The sequence below is a fragment of the Pseudoalteromonas sp. Z1A2 genome (assembly GCF_011378755.1).
Lineage (GTDB): Bacteria > Pseudomonadota > Gammaproteobacteria > Enterobacterales > Alteromonadaceae > Pseudoalteromonas > Pseudoalteromonas distincta.
The window spans coordinates 1-2,224 of sequence record NZ_WTKX01000066.1 but is presented as its reverse complement, the minus strand read 5'-3'; the positions used below and the strand labels follow the sequence as shown (position 1 = coordinate 2,224).

Here is a 2,224-nt window from a genome sequence, read left to right as displayed (position 1 = left end):
GTAATAAAAAACCAAGAAGCGTTTAAGCTCCAAGAAAGTTAAATACGACCTTGAAGCTTAAAATGAGAGATGGTATCTACAGGTGTTTAGCTTGGCTATTAAGCTCAAAATGTCATTAACTTTCCATAAGTAACTTATGCTTTACTTATGGGGTTGTGTTTTATTTTACTTCCTATAAGTAAGGTAAGGTTTACTTATAGGCAGTAAACATATGTTCAAACTTAAAAGTAAGTTATATTTGACTTTTGGGTTGGCTACCCTAAAATAAATTGTATAAGTAAACTATAGTTGACCTTTCATGAGTGAATTACCAGCAAAAAAAACACTTGGAAGAGTTGTTAAACGCACTGAAATGCCTGATCTATCAAAGCCGTTTTCGTCGGTGCGGCTCGCTAAAGCGATTACTTCAAAGCGAACTGCCATGAAGCTTACGCTGGTTGATGTATCGCAAGCACTTAATATTTCAAAGCCTACGCTGATAAAAATAGAAAAAGGTGATGTGAATGTGCAGTTTTTTAATGTACTCAAAGTGATGGAATACTTGGGGCTGTCGTTTAGCCTTGTCAGTGATGACGAGTCGCACCACAATAACAAGGATGAGGTGAGCGATGAGCAGTGGTATTAAAAAAAATAGCTTAGATGTATTTATTGGGCATACGCAGAAGATAGGTGCGATAACTCTTGATATAGGCTCTGAAAATGAAATTGCATTTACCTATGAGCCTGAGTGGATTAATAAGGGTTTTGCTATTTCACCACACTTACCGCTCAATGGTGATTTTGACTCACGTGATGTGCGTAATTATTTACAAAACTTATTACCCGAGGGCAAAGGTCTTGATGAAATTATAAGTAGTACTACTATCTCTAAAAATAATACGTTTGGTTTGATTAAAGTAATTGGCGAGGAAACGTCAGGCGCTTTGTCGTTTAGAGCAAGTAACAGTACTTTAAAGCAAACATCTTTTCGTGAAGTAACTAATGATGAGCTAAGCCAAAAACTTAAACGCTTTGTACAAGTTGGAGAGCCAATTACTCATTGGGATGGCCGAACTCGGCTCTCTGTTGCTGGCGTTCAAGACAAACTAAACCTACTCGAAATCGATAGTAAATTAGGATTTGGTGAAGGGGAGCTATGTTCTAATAAAATTTTTAAATTCGAAACAGGTACCGCTCCTTTCATTGCAGTAAATGAACTTTTTACCATGCTTTTGGCAAAAGAGTCGGGGCTCAATGTTCCCCATGTTGAGTTGCGCACTTACGCAGATATAAGAGTATTTGTAATAGATCGCTTTGATAGGCGCGTTACACAAGATCAAAGCCGTGTATTACGTCGTCATATTATTGATGGTTGCCAAGCCACTAATTTACCTCCTTCTTATAAATATGAGCGTCAGCATGGTGATGATGGGGATGGTATTTATATTCGAGATGGCGTTTCTTTTGCAAAACTATTTAATGTTAAAACAACGAATGTACAAGCGTATAAGGCTCAGCTTATTCGTTGGATGACATTTAATATTTTAGTACGTAATTACGATGCTCATGGCAAAAACATTAGTTTTTTTGTTGGTAAAAATGGTTTAGAGCTTACGCCGTTTTACGACTTGGTAAATATAGAGGCTATTATTGAGCAGGGAAGCATTGACCGTGATGAGGACTATTTACAGCCCAAAATATCAAGATGTTATGCTATGTCAGTGGGTGAGCATAATTCGCAAAGTGCAGGCAATTTTACTAATAAGATTACAGCTTATATGTTAGCTGATTTTGCTGATGAATTTGCTATTTCACTACCACGGATGCAACTACTTATGAGTCAAACCGTTGACTCTGTATTAGCCGCAATTGATACGGCTAAAGTTTCTGCTGTTAAAAATAACTTATCTACTGTTGAATTAGCACACATTGATTTGTGCATAAGAATAATTAATAAAGCTGCAAATAAGCTGAGTGAGCAAATAATACAACTACCAAATATGGATGCATTTATTTAAATTTCAGAAAATAAATACACGTATTTTGAGTAAGTAATTCATATTTTGGTTGTCAGCATCAACGCGATATTTGCAAATTAAAATTAAAAGCGAGAGATAAATTCCGGCTTACAATTTAAAAGCTACGCTTTTCGCGCGAGCAAGCTTCGCGCCTTGTATCTCTCATTGATAAATGATTAGCTATCATTTATCACATCGAAGTCAGTGAGCTTGCCTTCGCGTCTAGT

The 2,224-nt window shown here is 36.6% G+C and carries 2 protein-coding genes; both read left to right on the top strand.

The window, feature by feature from the left end; translation table 11 throughout:
* Positions 1-298 precede the first annotated feature (298 nt).
* Positions 299-625: a helix-turn-helix transcriptional regulator gene (locus tag GQR47_RS20145; RefSeq protein ID WP_029753347.1), complete on the top strand. Its 327-nt coding sequence runs from the start codon at positions 299-301 to the stop codon at positions 623-625.
* Complete coding sequence (locus GQR47_RS20140; RefSeq protein ID WP_024597440.1) at positions 609-1,997, top strand: HipA domain-containing protein; 1,389 nt, start codon at positions 609-611, stop codon at positions 1,995-1,997. Before GQR47_RS20145 ends, GQR47_RS20140 begins: the two co-directional genes overlap by 17 nt.
* The last annotated feature ends 227 nt before the right edge of the window (positions 1,998-2,224 follow it).